At 60.7% G+C, this 16274-nt stretch carries 10 protein-coding genes; 7 read left to right on the plus strand and 3 right to left on the minus strand.

What is annotated here, in order from left to right; genetic code table 11:
* Positions 1-4: 4 nt before the first annotated feature.
* The gene (locus tag B149_RS0109425; RefSeq protein ID WP_018124941.1) at positions 5-3160 is read left to right on the plus strand and encodes an efflux RND transporter permease subunit; all 3156 of its coding nucleotides are present in this window, start codon (positions 5-7) and stop codon (positions 3158-3160) included.
* A gap of 78 nt (positions 3161-3238) precedes the next feature.
* Here the strand turns inward: B149_RS0109425 and argB are convergent, their stop codons facing one another.
* Entirely contained in the window at positions 3239-4150 is a 912-nt protein-coding gene (argB, locus tag B149_RS0109430; RefSeq protein ID WP_018124942.1) for an acetylglutamate kinase, read from the minus strand.
* A 168-nt stretch (positions 4151-4318) separates the two neighbouring features.
* On the opposite strand from argB, the gene B149_RS0109435 reads away from it, so the two are divergent.
* A complete protein-coding gene (locus B149_RS0109435; RefSeq protein ID WP_018124943.1) occupies positions 4319-5512 on the plus strand; it encodes a putative sulfate/molybdate transporter in 1194 nt (397 codons plus the stop codon).
* A gap of 82 nt (positions 5513-5594) precedes the next feature.
* On the opposite strand, the gene B149_RS16875 is transcribed toward B149_RS0109435, so the two are convergent.
* The gene (locus B149_RS16875; RefSeq protein ID WP_018124944.1) at positions 5595-6179 is read right to left on the minus strand and encodes a tetratricopeptide repeat protein; all 585 of its coding nucleotides are present in this window, start codon (positions 6177-6179) and stop codon (positions 5595-5597) included.
* 200 nt (positions 6180-6379) lie between these two features.
* On the opposite strand from B149_RS16875, the gene B149_RS0109445 reads away from it, so the two are divergent.
* Entirely contained in the window at positions 6380-6886 is a 507-nt protein-coding gene (locus B149_RS0109445; RefSeq protein WP_018124945.1) for a peptidylprolyl isomerase, read from the plus strand.
* Positions 6887-6948: 62 nt separating this feature from the next.
* Here B149_RS0109445 and B149_RS0109450 read toward each other — a convergent pair whose 3' ends face one another.
* The gene (locus B149_RS0109450) at positions 6949-9237 is read right to left on the minus strand and encodes a GGDEF domain-containing protein (protein ID WP_245533209.1); all 2289 of its coding nucleotides are present in this window, start codon (positions 9235-9237) and stop codon (positions 6949-6951) included.
* Positions 9238-9943: 706 nt separating this feature from the next.
* On the opposite strand from B149_RS0109450, the gene B149_RS0109455 reads away from it, so the two are divergent.
* The 4 genes from B149_RS0109455 to B149_RS0109470 all read left to right on the plus strand — a co-directional run bounded on the left by B149_RS0109455 (position 9944) and on the right by B149_RS0109470 (position 16167).
* Positions 9944-11632 carry a DNA primase family protein gene (locus tag B149_RS0109455; protein ID WP_018124947.1) on the plus strand — a complete coding sequence of 563 codons (1689 nt, stop codon included), beginning with the start codon at positions 9944-9946 and terminating at the stop codon, positions 11630-11632.
* A gap of 349 nt (positions 11633-11981) precedes the next feature.
* Positions 11982-13460, plus strand: a complete 1479-nt coding sequence (locus B149_RS17925) for a hypothetical protein (protein ID WP_051069544.1) — start codon at positions 11982-11984, stop codon at positions 13458-13460.
* A complete protein-coding gene (locus B149_RS0109465; RefSeq protein ID WP_018124948.1) occupies positions 13457-14296 on the plus strand; it encodes a hypothetical protein in 840 nt (279 codons plus the stop codon). The genes B149_RS17925 and B149_RS0109465 overlap by 4 nt, the downstream gene beginning before the upstream one ends.
* Positions 14293-16167 (plus strand): terminase gpA endonuclease subunit, encoded by a 1875-nt coding sequence (locus tag B149_RS0109470; RefSeq protein WP_018124949.1) that lies wholly within the window; start codon positions 14293-14295, stop codon positions 16165-16167. Before B149_RS0109465 ends, B149_RS0109470 begins: the two co-directional genes overlap by 4 nt.
* Positions 16168-16274 lie beyond the last annotated feature (107 nt).

A 16274-nucleotide genomic window follows, 5' to 3' on the forward strand; every position in this document is an offset into this window, starting at 1 on the left:
CGCAATGGATATCGTCAAAACGGCAATCACCAAGCCGGTCGCGGTTCTGGTGGCCGTCATTCTGATCCTCCTCTTCGGTTCGCTCGCTCTCATCGGCCTGCCGTATCAGCTTTCGCCGAACGTAAGCGAGCCGGAGATATCCATCACCACCACCTGGCAGGGTGCCACGCCGTACGAAATCGAGCGTGACATCATTGAAGAGCAGGAAAAAGTGCTCAAGGGTGTGCCCGGCCTCGTGGAAATGGAATCCACCTGCTCCAACGGGCAGGGTGAGCTGACGCTGAAATTCGAGATCGGCACCGAGGTCAACGGTGCGCTCCTGCGCGTGTCCAACAAGCTCGACGAAGTGCCGAACTATCCCGACGCCGTGGACAAGCCGATCATTTCCGCGTCCGGAGCTTCGGCCTCGCCGGTCATCTGGATGATCCTGCGCACACTGCCCGGCAACGAACGGGACCCTCAGACCTACCGTACCTTCTTCGAGGACGAGGTGCGCCAGTACATTGAGCGCGTCGATGGCGTGGCCGACCTGTTCATGGGCGGTGGACGCGAGGACGAGATGCAGGTGATCGTGGATCCGGTGAGACTGGCCGCGTACAACCTGACCATCGGCGAACTCAAGGCGGCGCTCCAGTCCGCCAACGTCTCCATGTCCGCGGGCACCCTCGGTCTGGGCCGGCGCGACTACCGCGTGCGCACACCGGCCGACCTCAACACGCCGGAGAAGCTGCTCGACACCGTCATCAGCTCCTCCGGACAGTTCCGCGTGCAGCTTCGCGACGTGGCCGACGTCAAACTCGGTCACGAGAAGGCCACGGTGGTCATGCTGCATAACGACGAGACCGGCGTTGCCATCGGCGTGGAACCGCAGCCGGGCAGCAACGTGCTGGAGTTGACGGATCGCGTGCACGACGTGGTGCAGGAGCTTAACGCCGGCATCATGAAGGACAACAACGTCACCTTCGACTGGGTCTATGACCAGCGCTCCTACATCAACGGCGCCATCGACCTCGTCCAGAAAAACATCATCATCGGTGGCCTGCTCGCCATTGCCGTGCTGATGATTTTCCTTCAGAGCGGCACGGCCACGATCATCGTCGCGGTCGCGATTCCCATATCCATCATCGGCTCGTTCATCATTTTCGGCATAGCGGGACGAAGTTTGAACGTCGTATCAATGGCGGGCATATCGTTCGCGGTCGGGATGCTGGTGGACAGTGCCATTGTCGTACTGGAAAACATCGACCGACATCGAAACATGGGCAAGTCGCCGTTCAAGGCGGCCTATGACGGGGCCAGCGAGGTGTGGGGCGCAGTGCTTGCCTCCACCCTGACCACTGTGGCGGTCTTTTTGCCCGTGGTCTTCATGGAGCAGGAGGCGGGGCAGCTGTTCAAGGACATCGCCATCGCCGTCACCTGCGCCATCATTCTCTCGCTGTTCGTCTCGGTGCTGGTGATTCCCATGCTCGCCAACCGTCTGTATTCCTTCGCCGCCAAGCGCAAGGCAAAGAAAATGGCGGGCAGCGAGGAGCCGGAAAAAGAGAAATTCCTCAAGCGCGTCATGAAGCCGGTAACCCGGCTGGGCGGACGCATCTCGGACATGGTTATGGCCCTGTTGCGGCTGGGCATCTCCACCTGGAAAGGAAGGGTGGTCACCATCCTGTCCCTGACGCTGGCTTCGGTGCTCATCGTCTGGGCCTTCTTCCCCAAGATGGAATACCTGCCGCAGGGCAACCGCAACCTCATCCTGAACATCCTCATCCCGCCGCCGGGGCTTTCCTACGGTGAACGTGAAGAGATGGGGCGCAACGTGTTCGACATGACCGCTCCCTACTTCAAGGACGAGGTGGACGGAATGCCGCAGATCGACGAGATGTTCTATGTCTCCGCGCCCACCATCAATCTCTTCGGCGTCATCTCAAAGCAGGAACAGCGAGCCGGGGAGTTGATTCCCATGTTCTCGCGCGTGCTCAACTCCATGCCCGGCGTGTATGGTGTTTCGCTTCAGGCGAGCATCTTCGAGCAGGGGCTCGGCGAAGGGCGCAACATATCCATAGACGTCAGCGGTCCCAACCTTGAGCGGATAGTCGCGGCAGCAGGGACTATGTTCGGCATGGCCAGAAAGGAAATACCCGGCGCGCAGGTGCGTCCGATTCCTTCACTGGAGTTGCTGTATCCCGAGGTGCGCTTCAATCCCATGCGCGACCGCGTGCGGGCCGCAGGGCTCACCGCTCGCGATCTTGGCGAGGCCGTGGACGTGATCCTCGACGGACGCAAGATTGGCGACTACAAGGCCGCCGGGAAGAAGAAGATCGACCTGGTGCTCAAGGGCGCCGACGAGCTGGTGCGCACACCTGAGGATCTGGAACGCGCGCTCATTGCAACGCCCAACGGCGGCGCGGTGCCGCTCGATTCGCTGGCAAAGGTCGAACGGACCTACAGCCTGAACCAGATTCGCCACCTTGAACGCAGGCGAACCATCACCCTGCAGGTGACGCCGCCCGAGAACATGCCGCTTCAGGAAGCCATGGAGATCGTGCAGAACAAAATGGTTCCGGCCGTGAAGGGCATGGGACTTCTCGAAGGGCTTCAGGTGCGCCTGTCCGGTGCTGCCGACAAGCTCACAGTGACGCGAGACGCGCTGCAGTGGAACTTCATCCTTGCGCTGTTCATCACGTATCTGCTGATGGCCGCACTGTTCGAGAACTTCATCTATCCCTTCATCATCCTGTTCACTGTGCCGCTGGCCGGTGCGGGCGGGTTCCTCGGGCTCAAGCTGGAGAACCTGTTCATCGCGCAGCAGCCACTGGATATCCTGACGATGCTCGGCTTCGTCATCCTCGTGGGGGTCGTGGTCAACAACGCGATTCTCATCGTGCACCAGTCGCTCAACAACGTGCGCGAGCATGGCATGGAGCATCTGGAAGCGGTGTTGGAGGCCACGAGAACGCGTCTGCGGCCCATCTACATGTCGGCGTCCACATCCATCTTCGGTATGCTCCCGCTGGCCGTGGCTCCCGGCCCCGGTTCGGAGCTGTACCGCGGACTCGGATCGGTGGTGCTTGGCGGGCTGGCCCTGTCCACCATCTTCACGGTGTTCGTGATTCCCGCGCTGCTCATGTTCTTCATCAAGATGGAGAAGGTGGGAAGCAAGGCGTAAAAGCGTCAACAGAACCAACAAAAACGCCCGCCGGAGTGATCCGACGGGCGTTTTTCGTTTTGCGGGAAGAGGGGAAGGCTAGTCGGGCGTGATTTCCGTGCCGATGCCGGACTGGGTGAACATCTCCAGCAGGACGCAGTTTTCCACGCGGCCGTCGATGATGTGGGCTTTCTCCACTTCGGGCAGGGCTTCGAGGCAGCATTTTATCTTGGGGATCATACCGCCCTTGGCGGTGCCGTCCTCAATGACGCCGAACGCCTCGGTGCGGGTCATGGAGGTGATGAGCTCGCCGTCCTTGTCCAGCAGGCCGGGGACGTCGGTAAGCAGGTGCAGTCTCTTGGCGCCGAGCTTGGCGGCCACGGCCCCGGCAACGGCGTCGGCGTTGATGTTGTAGGTGTTGCCTTCCTCATCCACGCCCACGGGCGCGATGACCGGGATGAAGCCGGACTGCTCCATGGAGCGGATGACGTCCACGTTCACATCAGCCACTTCGCCGACCTTGCCGAGGTCGATGATCTCGGGTGCGGTCTCGTCTTCGCCTTCGATGGCCAGCTCCTTGGGCTCGGCGCGGATGAGCATGCCGTCCTTTCCGGACAGGCCCACGGCCTTGCCGCCATGCATGTTCAGCAGGTTGACTATCTGCTTGTTGACCTTGCCCACGAGCACCATCTCGACCACGTCCATGGTGGCGTCGTCGGTAACCCGGTAGCCCTGCCGGAACACGGTGGGAATCTTCAAGGCCTCAAGCATTTCGCCGATCTGCGGGCCGCCGCCGTGAACGATGACCGGGTTGACGCCGATGAACTTGAGCAGCACCACGTTGAGCGCGAAGGCGCGCTTGAGATCCTCGTCGATCATGGCGTTTCCGCCGTACTTGATGACCACGGTCTTCTTGTAGAATTCGCGGATGAACGGCAGCGTCTCGATGATGCTGCCCGCCTGAAGCTGGTAGCGCTTCATGTCGCGTTGGCCGATGGGTTTCTTTTCCATTGTATTCCTCGTCTTCTTGATTCCGTTGACGGATAGTTGCCCGCCCGGCGGGCGGCTGTCAACATCCATGGCGCGGAAGAAGGCGGGAAGGTGCCGTTAATTCGGCGGGATGCCCTTGTCAGGAGGGGCGGAAATCACCTATCGTAACCGGCAACCAAGGAGGGCGCGGTGAAGGAGTTCCGATTCAACCGGGTGGAGTTCGCCGGATCGCTCGGCGATCTGGGAACCCTGCTTCCGCTGGCAATGGGCATGATCATGGTCAACGGTCTTGACCCTGTGGGCCTCTTCGTCACCGTGGGGCTTCTTTACGTGCTCGGCGGCAGCTACTACCGCGTGCCCATTGCCGTGCAGCCCATGAAGGTCATCAGCGCCTATGCCATCGTCACGGCCGCCTCGCAGGCGCAGATCATGGCGTCGGGCTGGCTCATGGCCGCCTGCCTGCTCTTTCTGGGCCTGACGGGACTCGTGGACAACGTGGCCCGGATGATTCCCAAACCCGTGATTCGAGGCGTACAGCTTTCTACCGGTATCCTGCTCATGTCCAAGGGAGCCGGCTTCATCGCCGGAACCTCTCCGTTTCAGCAGGGGCAGGGCATGGCCGAGCCGTTTCTCGCATTCCAGATGGTCGGTCCCGTTCCCGTAGGTATCATCATTGGCGCGCTGCTCGGGGCTGCTGCGCTGTTGCTTCTGGACAACAAGCGCTATCCCGCCGGACTGGTGGTGGTCGCCGCCGGTGCCCTGTGCGGACTGCTGCTCGGGGCCGCGTCCGGGCTGGGCAAGCTCTCCACCGGCTTCAATCCGCCGCCGCTGCTCCCCTTCGGATTCCCGTCCGGTGCGGACTTCACGCTGGCCCTGTTCACTCTGGTTTTGCCGCAGCTTCCCATGACCGTGGGCAACGCCGTCATCGCCAACCGTGACCTGAGTCTCGAATATTTCGGCGAGAACAGCAGGCGAGTCACCGACCGCGCCCTGTGCGTAACCATGGGCATCGCCAACGCCGTGGGCGCTCTGCTGGGCGGTATGCCGCTATGTCACGGGGCCGGTGGGCTGGCGGCGCATTATCGTTTCGGCGCCCGCACTGGCGGGTCCAACATCATCATCGGCGCCATTTTCCTCGCTCTGGCGATTCTCTTCGGAGCAGGCATCCTCAATATCCTGCACCTGTTGCCCATGGCAGCGCTCGGGGTGCTGCTGATCTTTGCCGGAGCGCAGCTGGGGCTGACCATACTGGACATGCGCCAGCGGGATGAGCTGTTCGTTATTCTTGTGATGGTGGGCGTGGCGCTGGCCTTCAATCTGGCGTGGGCCTTCGGAGTGGGATTGCTGGTGGCATGGGTGCTGCGCCGTGGTGTTTCCATCTGAGCCGTTCGAGGTGACGCATTTTTGCCCAAAAAAAGCGGACGGAGTTTTTCTCCGTCCGCTGTAATTATTGGCGGGTGAGGCTTTACTGTTTTTCCAGAGCCATCTTGATGAATTCCCGGACAGGCATTCCGTTGGGTGCCTTGGCTTCGGGATCGATCTCCAAAACGCGGCGCCATGTCTTGGCTGCCTCCTGAGGGCGTTCCAGATCATAGAACAGCACGATGCCCTTGTTGAACAGCGGGGTGATGTGAATCGGGTCCAGCTCCATGGCCTTGTCAAAGGCTTCGATGGCCTTCTGGGGCTTGCCGGTGCGACGATACATCACGCCAAGGTCCGACCAGACGCCGGGCTTGGACGGGTCCAGCTCCAGCGCCTTTTGATATGCTTCAACCGCCTTGCCCGGGCGGTCGTGGTCGAAGTAGTGGTTGCCCAGCGCGGTCCATGCGCGCGGGTCTTCGGGGTGGTTCTTCACCGCCTGAACAAGCTTGCCGGACTGGTCCTGCGTCGGTGCCTGAGAGGGCATCTGTGCCGGTGTCTGCGCCTGATGGGCGGTGCCGCCCGAGCCGGTGCTCATGGTCATGACGGTGACCGCGTTGCCCACGAACGCCCCGGCGAGAAAGGCGAGGACCGCCACGATAATGATCTTGGAATTGCCTTTTTCGGCCATACGGTTCCTCCGTTTTCTTGCGTTTGAGCCGAAAATGGTACCTGTTTCGGCCCTGAAAGGCCACGATAAAATATCTACATCAAGGGTATGAAATGGGAGCGTCGGAGGGCTTGCCGTTTCAGGGATGTGCGGGTATCTTGCGCGTCCCGAAAACATTGCAAGGAGGGGCAGCCAGCTGCCGTTCGTCAGGAGATGAAGAAATGGAAAATCCGCTTGTCTTGCTTGAGACCCCCGCAGGGGAAATACTCGTTGAACTGTATCCCGACAAAGCGCCCGAGACCGTCCGCAATTTCCTCGAATACGTGGACGAAGGATTCTACGACGGAACGCTCTTCCACCGGGTCATCAAGGGATTCATGATTCAAGGCGGCGGCCTGACGTTCTCCATGGAAGAAAAGTCCACGCGCGACGCCATCGCCAACGAGGCGAACAACGGCCTCTCCAACGTGGAGGGCTCCCTCGCCATGGCCCGTGAACCCGAAGCGCACAGCGCACGGGCGCAGTTTTTTATCAATGTGGCCGACAACTCGGACATCGACTACAAGGATGACACCGACGAAGGCTTCGGTTACTGCGTGTTCGGTCAGGTGGTGGATGGCATGGACGCGGTGACGAAAATCGCCAAATCCAAGACACGGTCATTTCAGGGCTTCGACGACGTACCGGTGGATCCGGTCTCCATCATCGCGGCCTACCGTTTCGAGTAGGCGATGGAGTTAAGAGAATATACAGCGCGGGGCTTCGGCTCCGCGCTTTTTTTGTGGGAAAGCTAGCCTTCCACGCATTCGATTTCCGCACTGCCGAGGGGCGGGCGCCGATCCATGGCGACGGAATTGCCGGGCATGGACTTGGCGTATTTCTTGATGTGCGCGGCACGTTCGCCCACTTCCATGAGTGAGCAGGGAGCCACCACTTCGAGGACGCCCATGGAAACGCTCACGAGTGGATATTCACGCTCAAGTCCGTCCCGGCCCTTGGCCTTGATCCACCCGGATTTGCGGTCCTCTTCGGTATAGCAGCCCCTGACGGCTCGCTGGAAACAGCGGCGAATGGAACGACACGTGCGCTCCACGGCCTGTTTGGAGGTGATGATCACGAAGTCGTCGCCGCCGATGTGGCAGGCAAGCGCGTCCGATGGACCGTGCTTGCGTGTGGCCCAAGTGATGATATCCGCACAGAGTTTGATGATGCGGTCGCCGTTTCGGAATCCGTATGAGTCGTTGTAAACCTTGAAGTTGTCCAGGTCAGCGTAGATGATGCAGAATTGTTCAGCCCGTTGCATCCGCGCCTCAAGCTCCTGTTCGATGGCGACATTGCCCGGCAGCCCGGTAAGGGGGTTCGTGCCCTTGGCCATCTCCACCTGAACCTTGGCAAGCGTATCCAGCAGTTTCTGCACCGAGACCGTGCCGAAAAGCTTTCCCCGGCGAACCACAATGACCTCGTCGTAGGCCTTCATGGCATCACGGTCCATGGCCAGACGGGCGGCCTGCTCCACAGGCATGGTTGCGTCCACTATAAGCGGATTGTCGTCCATGACAGACGTGACTTCCCGCTTGTAGTAAAGGGCTACTCCATATTGGGAGGAGAGTTGTCTGTTGAGATAATATTCCGTCACAAGACCGATGGGGCTGTCGTTTTCCGTCACCACAAGGCTGGAGAACTGATTATTACGCTTGAAGAAGTCCTGTGCAAACGAGACCAGCGTGTCCGGCGCGATGGCGTGTGGCGCTTCCACCACTTCGCCAACCGGAATGGAGCAGGTGACCATCTTGTGCGAAATCTGGGCGATGGATTTAAGCTCGTCCCAGTTGTTGTGGGCGTTTCGTTTCTGTCTGCTCGGGCGACCAAGGTAGTAGCCCTGCCCGCAGTGGACACCGATGTCCATAAGGCAGATGGCCTGATCGCGATTTTCTATGCCTTCCGCAATGATTCGAGAGCCGATCTTGTCGGCGAAGCTGGTGATGGTCTCGGCAAGCGCACGCTTTACCGGGTCTCGGTGAATGTCGTGAATCAGCGACTTGTCCAGCTTGATATATTCGGGCTGCAGTTCCGCGATGGCAGACAGGCCGGAGTAGCCGGCACCCACGTCGTCCACCGCCACTAGAAATCCCTGGCTTCGATAGTGCGCAAGTGTCTTGTAGAACAGGCCGAAGTCCTGAACGCTCTGGCGTTCCGTTATTTCGAAAACCACGTTTTCCGGGGAGAGCCCCTGTCTTTCGAGAAGTTCGAGTGTGTTTCCGGGAGTGAAGAGAGGGTCGGCCAAGGTTTTGGGATGGATGTTCAAAAAGATCTTCTGGTGGTGATCCATGGGGCCGAGGCCGCTGACGGCTCGCTCGCGGCATAGCTGTTCCAGACGGAACAGACTGCCGAGCGGTTCAGCCAGTTCGAAGAGCATGAGGGGCGATTCCAGCCTGCTGTTGCGGGGGCCGCGTGCCAGCGCCTCCCATCCGTGCACTTCGCCCTTTCGCAGATCGAGTATGGGCTGATAGCTTGATCGGATGCGTCCGTTGTTGAGGATGTCCTCGAACTCGGCGGCGATCCGGGTATTTCGCAGTTCGAGCGGAAGGGACGCCATGCGACGCGCTTCGGACAGGGCCGCAGGCAGTTCAAGGACATCGCCCGCCTCGTTGGTGCCGGTCAGGGAGTATCCCACGCCCACTTCCATGCCGATGCCGGTCCACTGCAACATGGTTTTCTTGAGCGCGCTCTGAAGTCGCACTTTCACGGCGTACGTCAGGTCGGCCGGATCGGGCTGGCTGTTTCCGCTGCAGTCCCATGCAATGATGTATTCACCCGGTTCGGAGGGCAGAGCTCTGGTCCGGTGCTCCGGGAGCACTTCGTCCACGACCTCGCGCACGGCTTTGGAAAGTTCGGTTTCGATTCGGTCCGTGATTTCGCTGCCGTAGACTCCGTTGTAGAGGGCAAAGTCCCGAATGGTGACAAGCAGAATGATGACCTGTCTGTTGAGGTCGGGAACCCATGACTGTTCCATACCCCCACAGGGGGGCTGACTGACGTTCTCATGATGGCGGATCTTGGAAATGAAGGATCGTAGCATGGTTCGCTGTCCCGTTTGTTGCTGAATGATCACCCTCCATTGGTACTCGCAATGAACGACACTGTGTTACGGTTTCGTGGTCTTGAGGAAAAGAATGGGAAAAGGATTGGTGGAGAAAAAACACTTTCGCTCCGCGATCGAATGCGGTTCCGGGCAAAAGGAAGGGCCTTCGCTCAGTGGGTAGCTATAGGGTAGCAAAAAATAAAACGGCCGCATGCAGTAATGCATGCAACCGTTTGATTTTCTTGGTGGAGACGAAGAGATTTGAACTCTCGACCCCTGCCTTGCGAAGGGGGAAAGTGTGTCAAAACCACACGATTCCCAACGCTTTTGGCGGCCATTCCCCCTCAAGAATAAGCCCTTCTTTTCGCAGTAAAGGTGAATTAAAGGTGAGCTGCTCACCTTCGCCTTTTAGACAGCCTGCAAGTAAATACGCGCTAGCGAAAGCTGGCGCATCCTTCAATGGGCGTCGCCCTTCTTGCTTCCCCCATACCCCTTCTCAAAAAAGCGAGGCAGAAGGGCTAAGGGCCTTTATTGATTCGTATATCTCTTTTTGGGTCCTCTGGTGCCTGTGGCGGGCACGGGTGCAGAGAGGCGCGGGGTTTGCGGTTGGGTGGGGTGGTAAAAGTTTTACAATTTTACAATCCATGCTGCGGTTGCGTCTGTGGCCGTGCAGCCTAGCCTCTGCGTTTGTAGGGGGTGCGGCATGAGTACGCGCGAAGAAGTGCGCAAGGCCGTGGCCGCTGAACGGGAGGAACATTTACAAGCCGAAGAGAACGGCGGCGGCGAATCTGCGGCGACTGGTCCGGCACAGTCGGGCGGGAGCGGGTACTTCGACCAGCTGCGTCAGGATTTCGAGGATAACCACCTCGGTGATGCGCGGCGCTTTGCGAATCGGTTCAACGGAAGCCTGCTGTTCGACAATACGCAAGGGCGATGGTCGCGCTTCGACCGCACGCACTGGACCGAGGATCGTGGGCGGACGCATCTGCACAGCTTGACGGAGATTGCGGAGGACTATCGGCGGCAGTCGCTGTTTTATGCCAAGAAGATCAAGGAGACCTCGGAGTCTCCGGAATACAAGAGCTCAAACAAGACCGAGAAGAACGACTTGCTGCGGCCGCTGCAACAGCAAAAGAAATCATGGGAGCAGCGGGCAAGGGAGCTCAAGGACCCGACCAGGATCAACAAGGTCCTGAGTCTGGCCAGCGTGTGCAATCCGGGATTTCTGGGAATACTCGGCAAGGAGTGGAACCCGGACCCCAAGCTGTTCGCCTGCGGGAATGCGGTTATTGATCTGGAAACCGGCAAGCAGCTTGACCCCGATCCCATGCAGTTCATCAACCGCTCCACCGACGTGGAGTGGATGCATCTGAACGATGAGTGTCCGTTGTGGGAGGAGACATTTCTGCCGCAGGTGTTCAACGGCGACACCGAGCTCATCGACTACGTCCAGAAGCTGGTGGGCTATTGGCTGACCGGGCTGATGACGCACCAGGAGTTCTATTGCCTCTGGGGGCCGCAGGGCCGAAACGGCAAGGGCGTTTTCTTCCGGACCATACGCCGGATCATGGGCAGTTACTTTCAGACGATTCCACCCAAGTTCCTGCTGGACGAGAAGTCGCTGCAGGCCACCGACAAACCCGACCAGATTCTGGTGACGCTGGAGCACACCCGGCTTGCCTGCGCCTCCGAAGCGCCCAAGCGCGCGAAGTTTTCCGAAGGCGCCATCAAGCAGCTGTCCGGGGGAGACCCCATTACCTGTCGAGGCATGTGGGCCGAGCATCTCACGGAGTACATCCCGAAATTCAAGATGCTGTTCGCCACCAACCGGGTGCCGTCAGTGAGCGGTGACGACAAGGCTTTTCAGGAACGGCTGCGGATTATCAAGTTTCCGTGCACGTTCCGCATGAACGCCAAGCCGGATCCGGAAGCCAAGGTGTATCCGATGAACCCTCAGCTGGAGTTCGAGCTCCATACGCCGGAGGCGCTCTCCGGCGTGCTTGCCTGGGCAGTGCGCGGCGCTGTCGAGTTTCTGCGCACCATGGACCTCACCCCACCGGCCTCGGTGCTTGAGGACACGCAGGACTACATGCAGGACAACGACTTCGTGGGCGAGTTCATCCGGGAGTGTCTCGTGGTGACCGCGGCCGATGACGGCGTCACGTGGCATGACGGAATCCGGACGCAGATGAAGGACGTCTACAAGGTGTTCGTGGAGTGGTGCAAGCGGGAGAAGTCCATCCCGGAGTCCAAGATATGGAGCCAGAATGCCCTGGGAAAGGACTTCGTCAACCGCACCGAGCTGGTCAAGGTGCCGCCGAAGAACAAGACGTTTTACAACGTGGCCGTCAAGAACGACTGGGCGAGCCTGATGGACGACGGGGGGCTGTAGCTGTGAAAGGACGAAGCCCCGAAGCAAGGTCGAAGCAAAGGTCGAAGTGGTCTTTTGTCAGGGAATCCGGCCCTGTCTATGATTCTTCTATGCCTCTTCTTACCCCTTTATACCTTTTGAAAGGGAAAGGGGTATGGAGAAAAAATATAAAGAGGAAAAATAAAGCGGCCGCCAACTCGCCGTTTTTAGGTCGAAGGGCGAAGTTGGTGGATGAAAGTTCGTGGTTCCAGTCGCTTGTGTTGAAAAACAAGGCCGAAGCAAGGTCTACCCGCTTCGCCCTTGGCGTCTGTCTTCGCCCTTGCGGCCATTTGTCTGCCGCGATGGTGCCTGACGGCAAAGGGGGGCGGCGATGAGTATTGCGATGGAACGCATGAGCGCCGAAGAACGCCGCAGTGTGGCCGAGTCGCTGCTGACCGAGGTGGTGCCCTACAAGGCCGAGGAAATCGGCAGTCACTGTCCGTTTCATGCGGAGCAGACCCCGGGCGGTGCGTTCTTCTACAACTTCGCCATGGACTCGGCCTACTGTCACAGTTGCAGCCAGACGTCCGACCTGGTCGGGATTTTCAACGTCGTGCACGGCAGAGCCGAAGATGATGCGGACGGCTGCCGCGAATTTGTCAAAACCTACTGCCCGGAGAACGGGCCGGTCCGAGTTCCCTCGACCAGACGGCAGGAGCGTCCGCGTCGGCAGTGGCATCCGGGCGGTGTGGAGTTGCCGCCGAAGGTCTGGCGGGAAAAGGCGAACCTGTTCGTGGAGCACGCCGTGGAGCGGCTGCAGGATAATCCGGAGCAGCTCGCCGAGTTGGAGCGGTTCGGGATCGATGCCGACACGGCGCGGGCCTGCCGGTTCGGCTGGAACGACCGGGACAAGTGGCCGCCGTTCTCTGCGTGGGGGCTGCCCAAAGAGATGAACGACCGTGGCAAGGAACGGAAGGTCTGGCTGCCGGAAGGTCTCGTGATTCCCGCTGTGCGTGAGGGCGAAGTGGTCAAGCTCAAGATCCGCCGGCCGAATCCCGTCACACCGTGGGGCGAGAACCGGAAGTACTGGGAAGTCAAGGGCGGAGCCAACGGTTTGTACCATGTTTATGGTTCGGCTGCGTATCGGGCTTGGGTGCTCGTCGAGACGGAGCGTGACGCGGCCATGATCTGGGCTGCCTGCCGTGGCCTCGGTATCGGGGCCATGGGTACGGGTGGCGCGGCGAAGCGTCCCTGTGGCTTCGTGGCCGATACGTTGCGCCGGGCCGCCGCGGTGCTCAACGCTTTTGACTACGACAAGGCCGGCGCGAAAAACACCTACAAGTTCTGGGAGCGGGAATTTCCTAACTGCCTGCGCTGGCCTGCGCCTCCATCCATGGGCAAGGACGCCGGCGAAGCGTTCGAGGCCGGTCTGGATTTGCGCGGGTGGGTGTTGGAAGGGCTGCCCGGACATATTCGAAGGCGGCTGGAGCAGGGCGTTTCGAAGCAGCGTGAGCCGCAGCGCGCGCCAGCGGTCGATAGCTCGGCGCCTAAAAGCGACAAGCCCTATTTCGAGCAGGTGCTGGAGTGGATGGAGGGCTGGCCCCAGTGGCGGGACAGGCTCGTGAGCATGCGGCAGGAGCTGCGGGAGCTCGGCGCGAAAGTCTACAGGGACTCGTCCGGCAGTCCGTGGATCGGGCTGGTGGATCAGGATTATCCGGCACTGCACGGGGACGCGGACAGGCTCGACCGGTTCAACGGGCTGGTGGAAGCGTTCCATGCGCGACAGGTGCTGGACGATGAGCTGGGGCTGAATTCGCTGGCAAACATTGTGGATCACTATTTCGGCAGCCGACTGGAGGTGCGCGGATGAGTTGGAAGACAGGCGTCTGGTTCAAGACGGCGCGGCAGGTGCACCAGTTCCTGACCTGCCCGCTGGGGGAGCAGTTCATCTACGGCGACGGGGAGACCGCGACGAAGGAGAGCGGCATCGTCTACGCGGTGTCCGAAAAGACCATCTACAACCATGCGGCCGATGAGGACGGCCCCGCAAAGCTGCCCCGGCGCAGGAAGGGCGGTTTTGCCATGCGTACCGTGGAGACCTACGCGCGGGACCATCTTTCCAAGGTGGTGGATGCCGCGGGTGAGGATCCCGCGCCGCAGCGGGAGGACTCCGGCGCGGCCGTACGGCGGACCATGGCGGATGCGGATCTCAAGGAAATCAAGGCCGCCAAGGAACGCCTTGCCTTTGAGCGCGATCGCGGGCTGGTGCTGCCGACTTCCACGGTCGAGCGGGAGCTGGGCGAGCGCACGCAGGCGTTCAAACTCTATCTGACCGCGTTCATGCGCGACATCAAGGCGGAACTCATTTCGCAGGTTGGCGGTGATGTCGCCACGGCCCGGGAGATCATTGATCTGGTGGGTGGCGACGAAAGCAAGGTCGAAGAGCTGTCCGGCTGGATGTTTCAGCGCTCGCCCATTTTGCTGGATCTCTGGCGGCGCAGGCTCGCGGAAGCGCTGAACAGTTTTGCCAGGGGCGAGTGGTACACCGAAGAGATGCACGAGGCGTGGGAGCTGTTCGAGCAAACCACTTCCTCGCGGGCGGAAGAGGTCGCGCTGGATCTGATCGCGCTGGCCGGCGGTGACGTGTCCACGCTTGGGGCGGTGCTTGAGCAGTTCGACATCCGCGAGCGCGGAGGTGCGGCATGACGCTGACGCCGCCGATCAGGCTGTTCGATGGAGAGCGGCAGGTCTTGGAAAGCCGCCCCTGGAAGTCCACCGCGCAGTTCGCGCAGGAGGACTTCGTGCTCGTTGCGGGACCGTATCAGGGGCAGCGGTTCCGGCACGACAAGCTGCCGTACGCGCGGTGGATCATGGACCTCTGGGACAGGCCCGCCCTGCGCGTCCTGTTCATCCTTGCGCCGTCGCAGACCGGCAAAACGACCATCGCCTATGCCTGCATCGGTTCCGAGGTCAGCCGGGACCCGTGTTCCTTCGGCATCGGCATGCCGGACAAGGATACGCGCGACAGAATATTCGAGGAAAAGCTGGGGCCGCATTTTCAGAAAAGCCCGGCGCTGCGCGAAATGCTTGTGGACGGTCGCGAGGCGGTACAGCGCGGCAAGATCCTGACCCGGTTCGGGGCCTGTTACGGCATGTACGCCGGATCCGACGCTTCGGCGTCTTCGGTCTCCCTGCGGGTGGTGGGCATCGACGAAGAGGATGCCTACCTCGACAAAAAGGCCGTGAGCCGGATGCTGGAGCGCACGCTCTCCTATGACGAGGAGGCCAAGGCCATCCGGTTTTCCAAGGTGCGCGGCAATGAGCAGCAGTCCACTATCTGGACCGACATGAAGCGCGAGGCCCAGGTGGTCTACGAAATACAGGCGCGCTGCCCCAACTGCGGAACCTACCAGGTCATGCGGCAGGACCGGATCAAGGTGCCGCCGAAGATGCGCGACCCGCGCAAGATCCGGAATCAGCGCGCGGCGTGGTACGAGTGCGAAGGGTGCGCCATGCGCTGGAACGATCACTACCGAAACATCGCGGTGCAGCGCGGACGGCTGTACGCCGAGCAGAAGGTGGAGAACCCCATGTGCGTGGCGGTGCATGTCCCGAGCTGGTGCAGCCCCAACGTGTCTCTATCCACGGTGATGGCCGACTGGTTTACGGCGCTGGACAAGGGAACCCCGTCGGCGATGGAATGGTTCGACAATTCGCATCCTTGCAAGCCGCACAAGGTGGTGACCGTCAAGACAAGCGAGGACCAGATCCGCGAGATGGTGGCGCACGACCGGCCGCCGCGGATCGTGCCGTCCGAGGCCGTGGCTCTGACCATGGGAGCCGACTCCCAGAAGGCCAGCTTTTTCTACGTGGTCCGGGCGTGGGCCAAAAGCGGCGAGTCCTGGCTCGTGGATTACGGAGAGGTGCTCACCGAGGAAGAGCTGCACACGCTGGCGTTTCGAAACGTCTACCCCGTGGAGGGACGCGAGGACGTGGTCATGCCCATCTACCGAGCGGCAATCGACTTCGGCGGAACGCGTGACGAGTCTCGCTCCGAAGGGTGGTCCCGGTCCGAGGAGGTCAAGCTCATGGTCAAGGGGTGGGAGCGTGACAACTTCCATCTGGTCAAGGGCGCCAGCCGCAAACAGGACACCGTGGTCCGTCGTTCCCAGACGGTCATCGATCGCAGCGTGCCGCGGGAGTATCAGGAAGAAGTCGCCTTCTTCACGCTGGATACCGTGGATCTCAAGGATCTCATCTTTCTGACCCGGCTGCGGCCGGACTCCATGCAGCCCATGTGGCTCCATGCGGAGGTCGGCGAGGACTACATCCGGCAGCTCAATTCCGAGGAGCGCCACGAGGACTCCAAGGGCGGGGCCAAGTGGGTGGCCAAGGGCGCCAACCACCTGCTGGACTGCGAAGTGTACGCCGCGGCGTGCGCCCATCCGGAATGGTCTCCGGCGATCCAGCTTTTGCCGGAGCCGGCGTACCGGCCCGCGGTCATTCCCGAATCAATCGAAACCGGTTCCCGCAGCCCGCTCTCCGGCCGCGTGGCGAATCCGTTTTACAGGAGGTAGGTCATGGGTGCTGCGGAAACTCTGAGCAAGGAAGTGTTGCGGGAGCTGGTTACGGAGATTCAGGAAGCCAAGACTGTGGACTGGTCGGCGAGAGATGGAGCGGTTTG

Source organism: Desulfovibrio oxyclinae DSM 11498 (genome assembly GCF_000375485.1).
Classification (GTDB): Bacteria; Desulfobacterota; Desulfovibrionia; order Desulfovibrionales; family Desulfovibrionaceae; genus Pseudodesulfovibrio; species Pseudodesulfovibrio oxyclinae.

Excerpts from the sequence above, each read along its gene's own strand:
- B149_RS0109425 (WP_018124941.1), top strand. The coding sequence starts at position 5 with ATGGATATCGTCAAAACGGCAATCACCAAGCCGGTCGCGGTTCTGGTG.
- argB (WP_018124942.1), bottom strand. The coding sequence starts at position 4,150 with ATGGAAAAGAAACCCATCGGCCAACGCGACATGAAGCGCTACCAGCTT.
- B149_RS16875 (WP_018124944.1), bottom strand. The coding sequence starts at position 6,179 with ATGGCCGAAAAAGGCAATTCCAAGATCATTATCGTGGCGGTCCTCGCC.
- B149_RS0109445 (WP_018124945.1), top strand. The coding sequence starts at position 6,380 with ATGGAAAATCCGCTTGTCTTGCTTGAGACCCCCGCAGGGGAAATACTC.
- B149_RS0109450 (WP_245533209.1), bottom strand. The coding sequence starts at position 9,237 with ATGCTACGATCCTTCATTTCCAAGATCCGCCATCATGAGAACGTCAGT.
- B149_RS0109455 (WP_018124947.1), top strand. The coding sequence starts at position 9,944 with ATGAGTACGCGCGAAGAAGTGCGCAAGGCCGTGGCCGCTGAACGGGAG.
- B149_RS17925 (WP_051069544.1), top strand. The coding sequence starts at position 11,982 with ATGAGTATTGCGATGGAACGCATGAGCGCCGAAGAACGCCGCAGTGTG.
- B149_RS0109465 (WP_018124948.1), top strand. The coding sequence starts at position 13,457 with ATGAGTTGGAAGACAGGCGTCTGGTTCAAGACGGCGCGGCAGGTGCAC.
- B149_RS0109470 (WP_018124949.1), top strand. The coding sequence starts at position 14,293 with ATGACGCTGACGCCGCCGATCAGGCTGTTCGATGGAGAGCGGCAGGTC.